The 7748-nt window shown below is 52.1% G+C and carries 7 protein-coding genes; all 7 read left to right on the forward strand.

Translation table 11 applies throughout. The features are described 5' to 3' along the window. Positions 1–32 precede the first annotated feature (32 nt). Positions 33–1172 (forward strand): glycosyltransferase family 4 protein, encoded by a 1140-nt coding sequence (locus tag ACXJJY_RS01380; protein ID WP_456384904.1) that lies wholly within the window; start codon positions 33–35, stop codon positions 1170–1172. Positions 1173–1203: 31 nt separating this feature from the next. After that, on the forward strand, positions 1204–3153 hold the full coding sequence (gene asnB, locus ACXJJY_RS01385) for an asparagine synthase (glutamine-hydrolyzing) (protein ID WP_456384906.1): 1950 nt from the start codon (positions 1204–1206) through the stop codon (positions 3151–3153). Next, the gene (locus tag ACXJJY_RS01390) at positions 3153–4298 is read left to right on the forward strand and encodes a glycosyltransferase (RefSeq protein ID WP_456384908.1); all 1146 of its coding nucleotides are present in this window, start codon (positions 3153–3155) and stop codon (positions 4296–4298) included. The genes asnB and ACXJJY_RS01390 overlap by 1 nt, the downstream gene beginning before the upstream one ends. Next, complete coding sequence (locus ACXJJY_RS01395; RefSeq protein ID WP_456384910.1) at positions 4295–5545, forward strand: glycosyltransferase family 4 protein; 1251 nt, start codon at positions 4295–4297, stop codon at positions 5543–5545. The genes ACXJJY_RS01390 and ACXJJY_RS01395 overlap by 4 nt, the downstream gene beginning before the upstream one ends. Positions 5546–5555: 10 nt before the next feature. Continuing rightward, complete coding sequence (locus ACXJJY_RS01400; protein WP_456384912.1) at positions 5556–6239, forward strand: sulfotransferase family 2 domain-containing protein; 684 nt, start codon at positions 5556–5558, stop codon at positions 6237–6239. A 30-nt stretch (positions 6240–6269) separates the two neighbouring features. Continuing rightward, positions 6270–7382, forward strand: a complete 1113-nt coding sequence (locus ACXJJY_RS01405; RefSeq protein WP_456384913.1) for a glycosyltransferase family 4 protein — start codon at positions 6270–6272, stop codon at positions 7380–7382. A gap of 224 nt (positions 7383–7606) precedes the next feature. Then, a partial coding sequence (locus ACXJJY_RS01410) for an AAA family ATPase (RefSeq protein ID WP_456384922.1) occupies positions 7607–7748 on the forward strand: 142 nt, incomplete at its 3' end.

Here is a 7748-nt window from a genome sequence, read left to right on the forward strand (position 1 = left end):
GGACAACTGCAGGATTTAGGTGTAATATAAAAATGCATCTCCTCCTTTTCATCCACTCGTTATCAGCCGGTGGCGCTGAGCGCGTTACAGCCAACCTGGCTAATTATTGGGCCGGTAAAAGCTGGAAAATAACCGTCGTCACCATGACGGGCCGAGAACGGGACTTTTATGAACTCCATCCGACCATCCGCCGTATTGCTTTGCGAGCCGATGCGGACAGCCCCAATATGTTTGCCGCGATCTGGCATAACTTTCACCGTGTGCGCGCTCTGCGCCAGGTACTCAAAAGGGAGAAGCCAGACGTGGCACTGGGCATGATGAGCGCAGCCAGCAGTCTGCTGTCCATCGCCGCAACTGGCACCGGCATCCCGGCTATTGGCTCGGAGCGTACCTATCCGCCTGAATTTCCTGTCGGCAGGGTGTGGGCATGGCTGCGGAGAAGGACCTATCCGCGCCTGTCGGCAGTGGTGGCGCAAACCGAGAAAAGCGCGCAATGGTTACGGATCCAGGCGGGGGCACATAGAGTGCCGGTGATTCCAAACCCGGTTTTTTATCCTTTGCTTCCTCAGGAACCTCGAGTCATGCCTCTGCAAATAACGGGTTCCGCCCCTGGAGATAATATGCTGTTGGCTGCTGGCCGCCTGGGCCCGGAAAAGGGATTTGATCGACTCCTGGCCGCTTTTGCCGAGCTGGCGCCCCGCTTTCCGGACTGGTGCCTGGCCATCGTGGGCGAAGGTAAATGCCGGACTGAGCTTGAAAAGCAGGCTGCCGAACGGGCCCTGGAAGATCGTGTTTTCCTGCCGGGCACGGTGGGCAATATCGGTGACTGGTATGATGCGGCGGATCTTTACGTCATGACGTCCCGCTTCGAAGGGTTCCCTAATACGCTCGTCGAGGCGCTGGCCCACGGCCTGCCGGCGGTAAGTGTGGACTGTGATACAGGGCCGCGTGATATCCTGCGCCACGACATCGATGGATTGCTGGTGCCTCAGAATGACCATGCGGCCCTGGTCGATACACTTGCAAAAGTAATGGGGGATGAAAATCTTCGTCACCGCTACGCTGAGAGTGCCATCGAGGCCAGGGAGCGTTTTTCCATGGAGCGGATTGACAGGATGTGGGGTGAGTTGTTTGCCAATGTAATAAAAATCAGTTCAACCTGTCCGGGATGACATATATTTTCATGCACTTTCAGGAGACGCCATGTGTGGAATCGCCGGTTTTATAAAGAGCGGACAGGGTGAAAATTCTGCTCTGGAGAATATTGCCTCAGGCATGATCGCCACCCTCCGTCACCGCGGCCCTGACAGCCACGGTGTATGGGTGGACGGAGAAAGCGGTATTGCACTGGCCCACAGTCGTCTGGCCATCATTGATCTGTCTTCTGCTGGTCATCAGCCCATGCATTCCGCATCGGGTCGCCTTGTGCTGATATTCAACGGTGAAATCTACAATTTCAGGGAGATGAGACAGGCTCTCGAGGCCGAAGGCTCGGCCCCTGCCTGGCAGGGTACTTCAGACACCGAGGTGCTCCTTGCCGCTTTCGAGGCATGGGGCGTCGAGCGCGCCTTACAGGCTGCTGTCGGCATGTTTGCCCTGGCTCTCTGGAACAGGACGGAAAAGACCCTCTTTCTGGCCAGGGACCGAATGGGTGAAAAACCACTTTATTATGGCTGGCAGCAGGGTGTTTTTTTGTTTGGCTCCGAGTTGAAGGCGCTCAAAACGCACCCTGCCTTTAGCGGGGAGATCAACCGGGACGGGCTGACCCTGTATCTCCGCCATGGCTATATACCGGCACCCTGGTCCATTTACCAGGGAATTTCCAAACTTTCCCCCGGTCATTTGCTTCGGTTCAGGCAGACCTCCGGCAAGCCTGTGGAAGTCATATCACCGTACTGGCAGCTTAAAGATGTGATAGAAAAGGCATGGCAGAATCCCTTTGACGGAGATGAGAGCGAGGCCGTCCAGGAACTTGAGCGGTTGCTGGACAAATCTCTGCAGGGGCAGATGGTTGCCGATGTCCCCCTGGGGGCCTTTCTCTCCGGAGGATTCGACTCCAGCACGGTTGTCGCCCTGATGCAGGCTCGGTCAACCCGCCCGGTAAAGACATTTACCATCGGTTTCCATGAAAAAAGATACAACGAGGCCGAACACGCAAAGACCGTGGCCCGGCATCTGGGAACGGATCATACCGAGCTCTACGTGACCCCTGAGGACGCCATGGAGGTGATTCCCAGGCTGCCGCTGATCTGGGACGAGCCGTTTTCGGATTCATCCCAGATTCCAACTTTTCTGGTCAGTGAACTCACCAGGAACCATGTAACGGTAAGTCTTTCCGGAGATGGCGGTGATGAACTTTTTTTTGGCTATCAGCGCTATTTCAATGGCTGGCGTATCTGGCGGGTTCTTCGTTGTGTCCCCCATCCATTGCGCAGGATGATCGCCCTTGCCATGGAGAAGTTTCCGGGGCGGTCTCTGGAATATGCAATGCAAGTCCTGCCGAAACGCCTTCAGATTCCCCATCTTGCGTTTCGCCTGCCAAACCTTGCAGAAATTGTCAGAGAACAGTCAGGGGCGTCCTGTTACAAGCGGTTGGTGTCGCATGCCAAGGTTCCGGCATCGCTTGTCATGGGGGGCAGCGAGCCTTCAACGGTTTTCGATATTTCGGAGAAAAGGCCGGATTTGCCGGACCTTCGGGAATACATGATGTACATGGATGCCATCACGTACCTGCCCGACGATATCCTGGTCAAGGTGGACAGGGCCACCATGGCCGTCAGCCTCGAGGCCCGCGTTCCTCTCCTGGATCACAGGCTTGTCGAATTTGCCTGGCGCCTTCCCATGAGATTCAAGCACAGAAATGGACAGGGCAAGTGGCTGCTTCGTCAGGTCCTGTATCGTTATGTACCCAGAGAGATCATGGACCGTCCCAAGATGGGATTCGGCGTGCCAATTAAACACTGGCTGCGCGGCCCGCTGCGAGACTGGGGCGAGGCTCTGCTGGATGAAAACAGATTGCGTCAGGAAGGCTTTTTTCATTCCGGGCCAATACGGAAAATGTGGCGGGAACACCTGGAAGGGCATTTTTCATGGCATTATTATCTGTGGGATTTTTTGATGTTCCAGGCATGGCTTGAAAAAGAGAACAGGTGATGTCTGTCGGGAAAATCGATATAGCTCTCTATCTGCCTTCCCTGAGTGGGGGCGGAGCGGAGCGGGTCATGGTTAATCTGGCAAACGGGTTCAGGAGCAGGGGCGTCAGGGTGGATCTGGTTCTGGCCCGGGCCGAAGGGCCATATCTGGACGAAATTTCACCCGATGTGCGGATCGTTGACTTGAAAGCCTCCCGTGTCGTTACCAGCATGCCGGCCCTGGTGCGGTATCTTCGGCGTGAACGTCCAGGGGCCATGCTGGCTACCATGGCTCATGCCAATATAATAGCCATCTGGGCCCGGAAATTCGCACGAAGTGCGCCGGAATTGCTGGCTGTGCGAGAGGCCAATACCATGGGAATCAGCGCAAAAAAGACGAAGCAGTTCCGTGGCAGGCTCCTGCCTCTGGCCACCCGTTTTTTTTATCCCTGGGCAGACACGATTATTGCAAATTCCAAAGGATCTGCCGACGATTTGAGCAGGCATGCCGGTATTCCGGCGGCAAAATTGCGCGTTGTTTTCAATCCGCTTGATCTGCAGACCATTTCTGCCAGGGCTGAAGAAAAAAATGATCATCCCTGGTTCCGGCAAACAGGACCTTCAGTCATCGTCGCTACTGGCAGGTTGACTGAGCAAAAAGATTTCCAGACCCTGATCCGGGCGTTTGCGCTGGTAAGGACCAGGCTTGAGGCAAAGCTGATAATTCTTGGGGAAGGAGAGGACAGGAAGGAGCTGGAAGGGATGATCGGCAGGATGAGCCTGGAAAATGATATATCTCTGCCAGGGTTCGTCCCTAACCCCTATCCGTTCATGCGGCAGGCTTCGCTCTTTGTTCTGTCTTCCCGCTGGGAAGGGCTTCCCAATGTTCTGCTCGAGGCCATCGCCCTGGGTACCCCGGTGGTTTCCACCAATTGTCCCAGCGGCCCTGCGGAAATTCTTGAAAATGGCAAATACGGGCGGCTGGTGTCTGTCGGCGATCCCGAAGCCCTGGCCCGGGCCATGGTAGAGACCCTTGAAAATCCGCCGGACGTCAGTCTGCTGCGGAAACGGGCAGAAGACTTTTCCTCAGCCAGGATAATTGATCAGTATCTGGAGATTTTGCTTGGGGAAAGTTGCAGACCGCAGGGTCAGCAGACAGGTTGTTGAAAAACGTAGCGAGCGAAGATGAGACAGAGGAAAATGAGGCGAAAGCGGAATCGTCATTCTACGAAGACTGGATTTGCGACATCATGAAAAAAAATCCGGTCCGAATTGTTCATGTCATAACAGGGTTGCAGACAGGTGGGGCGGAGATGATGCTTTGCTCACTTCTGTCTGCCATGGACAGGACGGTTTTCAGTTCGGAGGTCATTTCGCTCGTCGATACAGGTCCCATTGGTGAGAGAATAATGCAGTCCGGTACCCCAGTGCAGGCTCTTGGGATGCGGCGAGGGGTCCCTGATCCTGTTGCTGTCCTCTCTCTTGCCCGTAAGCTCCGCCTTGCCAGGCCTGATATTGTCCAGACATGGATGTATCACGCAGATCTTATCGGTGGGCTTGCCGCAAAGCTGGCAGGCAATGTCCCTGTGGTCTGGGGTATTCATAACGTCGATCTTGATCCTGAAGTAACCAAACAGTCCACCATCTGGACTGCACGGGCCTGTGCGGGTCTGTCCAGATGGCTGCCCGGGAAAATCATCTGCTGCGCTGATGTTGCACGACAGATACACGTCGGGCTTGGCTATGATGCCTCCAGGATGGTGGTGATCCCGAACGGGTTTGATACCGATAAGTTCAGGCCCGATGCTCAAAAACGCGCCATGGTACGGCGAGAACTGGGTATTCAGGATGAGGCCCTGCTTGTTGGCATGGTTGGACGCTTCCACCCGCTGAAGGACCACCGAAATTTCATAAAAGCGGCCTCGTTGCTGCACAAAAAAATACCGGATGTGGAGTTTTTACTCTGCGGAGAAGGTCTTTCCTGGGAGAATCGTGCACTGTCGGAATGGATTGACAGTGCCGGTTTGCGGAACCATTTTCACCTGCCAGGGAGACGCAAGGATATACCGGCCATTATGTCGGCTCTTGATGTCTATTCTTCGTCTTCGGCCGGTGAGGCCTTTCCTCTGGTTATTGGCGAGGCCATGGCCTGTGGAGTGGTGTGCGTGGTGACGGATGTGGGCGATTCCGGGCTGATTGTTGGCGATACAGGAGCTGTTGTGGAGCCACGGAATGCAAAGGCCCTGGCAGGAGAAATAGAACGAATTCTGAAGATTCCTGCACAGGAAAGAAGGGCGCTTGGCGAAAGGGCCCGTGCACGTATACTGGAAAACTTCAGGTTGGATGTGGTCGCCGACTTATATACAGCTTTGTATCATATGATCCACCACAAGACTATTATTCAAAAAAAGTAATTGCTGAGTCATGATTTCGCATAAATATAAATGTATCTTCATACATATACCAAAATGCGCCGGTACAAGTATAGAAGATGCTTTGGGGCATTTCGACGGCTATATGGGCAGAGGTATGCAGGACCATAGAAGCATTAGAATGATCGAGCCTCTGCCTTTCAATCCTCTTTTATTCATGTCGATAGACAATGCCGTAGAACTGGCAAGAAGGATATATATAGCTCGCTTGTATAAAAATACAAATGCAAATAACAAGATTACTGTTAATAAATCACAATATAATTCGTATTTTAAATTTACGTTTGTCCGTAATCCATGGGCAAGGGTTTATTCAATGTATCATAATGTAATGAATGATGAATTTCATATGAGAAGCTATGGTATCGATAGGAATTGTACATTTCCTGAGTTTGTAAAGATGTGTACTGGTAAAAAACTGTTGAGGAGTCAGATTCATTTTTTGAAAAATTTCAAAGGTGAACTTCCTCTTGATTTTATAGGAAGGTTCGAGAATCTGTCTGAAGATTTTCGCTATGTATGCAATAGATTAAGAGTTGATAACATATCTTTACCTCATAAAAATAAGGGATATGGTGGTAAGTATCATGAACATTATGATGAGATATCGAAAAATATTGTGATGGATGTATATGGAGAAGAGATAGATATGTTTGGTTATACTTTCGATTACTGATAGAGAAAGATTCTCGTAGATGCATTAAAAATGTCAAAAATTTTATTTCTCGTATCTGAAGACTGGTTTTTTTGTTCTCACTGGGTCCCGATGGCACAGGCTGCTTTCGAATCAGGTTTTGATGTAACTCTGGTTACGAGACTGTCTGATAATAAGGATGAAATTGAAAGGATAGGGGTTAAGGTTATTCATATTGATATCGACAGGAGTAATCTGAATCCACTTAAGGAGTCAGGAACCATCATCAGGCTCATCCGGATTTTCAGAAAGGAAAAGCCGGACATATTGCATCTGATTTCCCTGAAACTCGTCATGCTTGGATGGTTCGCTTCCCTGTTCTCAGGCAAAAGCAATATTGTTGCAGCTCTGACGGGTATGGGTTTTTTGTTCTCTGCCGGCAAACGTGGCGGTTTGATCAGGGCGGTCTTCAAGCGGCTTATAGTAGTTATTGCCGCTCGCGGCAGGATACTTGTCGAAAATCCTGATGATCGGAGTCTATTGCGAAAAGCGGGTGTATGTCCGGACCGGATTTGCTTGATCCGGGGGGCGGGGGTTGACTTGAACCGATTTCGTCCCGGGCCTGCTCCACAGGGCGCTCCGGTTGTAATGCTGGCGGCGCGTCTCCTGCGGGAGAAAGGGGTCGAAGATTTTGTCGAAGCAGCCCGTCTGCTTAAAGGACAGAGGATAGATGCGCGGTTTGTATTGGTCGGTCATCCGGACCCGGCCAACCCCGGGAGCATACTGGATGGAGACATAAAGGCGTGGGCAGAGCAGGGAATAGTTGAATGGTGGGGGAAAAGCGGTAACATGCCTGAAACTCTTGTCCGGGCAAGTATCGTTTGTTTGCCTTCCTACCGCGAAGGGTTGCCCAAGGTGCTCCTGGAGGCCATGGCCTGCGGCAGACCATGTGTCACCACCGATGTCCCCGGTTGCCGGGAGGCCGTTAAAGACGGTGAAAACGGACTGCTGGTGCCTGTCCGTGACCCGGAAAGCCTGGCTGATGCTTTGAAACGCTTGATACTTGATACAGATCTGCGTCAGAAAATGGGCCACCGAGGTCGGGAGATGGCTGAAAAGAGCTTTTCCCAGGAACAGGTCGCCAGGCAGGTAAAAAAAATCTACAAAGAGTTGCCTGCTACCTGACATCTGGTTACAGGTAACTGGCCACAGGGGACGCATCAGACCGAAATCTCGTGGGAAGAACAGTGCGTTGACACAGGCGTCTCAGATTCGAGCAGTTGCGCCCACCCGGTATGAGGGATAGAGTTCCTATGGCCGTCAACCGCAACCAACTAACTCGACGGGGTTAAAATTCCATTTCCAGTTGAAGCATTACAATAGTGGTGTTTTAAACACAAAGGACGGCAATGAAGAGATTACCCATTGGCATTCAGACATTTTCAGAGCTGGTTGATCCTGAGGAAAAGTACATTTACGTTGACAAGACGGCAATTCTTCTCCGGCTGATCTCAGAAGGCAAGTACTATTTTCTCAGCCGTCCCCGCCGGT

This window comes from Desulfolithobacter sp. (genome assembly GCF_054025815.1).

What these genes read in the sequence shown, in the direction of transcription:
- ACXJJY_RS01380 (WP_456384904.1), top strand. Translation starts at nt 33, where the DNA reads ATGCATCTCCTCCTTTTCATCCACTCGTTATCAGCCGGTGGCGCTGAG.
- asnB (WP_456384906.1), top strand. Translation starts at nt 1,204, where the DNA reads ATGTGTGGAATCGCCGGTTTTATAAAGAGCGGACAGGGTGAAAATTCT.
- ACXJJY_RS01390 (WP_456384908.1), top strand. Translation starts at nt 3,153, where the DNA reads ATGTCTGTCGGGAAAATCGATATAGCTCTCTATCTGCCTTCCCTGAGT.
- ACXJJY_RS01400 (WP_456384912.1), top strand. Translation starts at nt 5,556, where the DNA reads ATGATTTCGCATAAATATAAATGTATCTTCATACATATACCAAAATGC.
- ACXJJY_RS01405 (WP_456384913.1), top strand. Translation starts at nt 6,270, where the DNA reads ATGTCAAAAATTTTATTTCTCGTATCTGAAGACTGGTTTTTTTGTTCT.